Annotated in this window: 1 protein-coding gene; it reads left to right on the top strand. The window is 58.8% G+C overall.

The annotated features are described in order from the left end of the window. Positions 1-1,174 (top strand): phage terminase large subunit (gene terL, locus ACMTNU_RS20735; RefSeq protein WP_413937184.1); only part of this gene is annotated, 1,174 nt, incomplete at both ends.

Below are 1,174 nucleotides of genomic sequence, written 5' to 3'. Positions count from 1 at the left end.
AGCCGCTATGAAAACGACAAGACCGGCTACAGGATCGCCACGCATGTTGGAGGGGCTACGGGAGAGCGATCTAAATTTCGTGTCCTGGACGATCCGCATAACATCGGAGACGTGGAAAGCGCTACGATGCGCGAAAGTGATGTGAACTGGATACGCACCACATGGTCGGAGCGAGAGTCCGAGGCCAAGGGCGGAGGGGATGTGCTGGCCATGCAGCGATTGCACCAGCGCGATGGGAGTGGGGTATTGCTCGATGAGATCGGTGGGTACGAGCACATCATGATCCCCATGCGTTTCGAGCCGACGCGCCGATTCGTGACGGTGGTAAAGGCACCGTCCGGCAAACCCTGGACCGATCCGCGCACACGAGAGGGCGAGTTGTTGTGTCCGGCGCGATGGGACGAGGAGGATGTTGCCCTAAAGGAAAAGCGCCTAGGGGTTTACGCTGCATCCGGGCAGCTACAGCAGCGGCCCTCGCCTGAATCAGGAGGCATCCTCAAACGGCATTGGTTTCAATATTGGCAGCATCCCGGCGACAATCTTCCTCCCGTCATGGTCAAGTTCCCCGATGGGACACATCGCGGGGTCAATCCAGTGGATCTTCCTTACGTGTTTGACCGGACGGTAGCCTCATGGGACATGACCTTCAAAGGCACGGTGGGGACCGATTACGTCGTGGGCCAACAGTACGGCCTCAAAGGTGCCGACACCTTCCTGATCGACCAGAGCCGAGCCCATCGTGATTTCCCTGAGACGGTGGCCGAGGTTCGCACGTTCACCCTCAAGCACAAGCGTTATCAAGGCAAGATCTTGATCGAGGACAAGGCCAACGGGCCAGCCATCATTGCGACGTTGCGGCGAGAGATTCCGGGCATCGTGCCGCATCATGGCAATGATGATAAGGTTGCGCGAGCGCATGCCAATGCGCACATCGTGCAGGGCGGCAATGTCTTCGTACCGCATCCGCAGATCGCGCCGTGGATCGATGGATTCTTGGAGGAATGTGCCGTGTACCCCAATGGGGCGCACGACGATCAGGTTATTTGCTGGAGCATGGCCATGTCAGACCTCTATAGCATTGAGGATAAGGGGCTCCCCATCACGCCGCAATACTCGGCGCAATTCCATCAATCCCGCAAGGGCCTTGCGCCAGTCCCAGGGTGGCCCTGCTTCC

Source organism: Nitrospira sp. BLG_1 (assembly GCF_047338595.1).
GTDB lineage: Bacteria > Nitrospirota > Nitrospiria > Nitrospirales > Nitrospiraceae > Nitrospira_D.
Note: the sequence above shows the minus strand (reverse complement) of the source record. Positions and strands in the feature narration are given on the sequence as shown.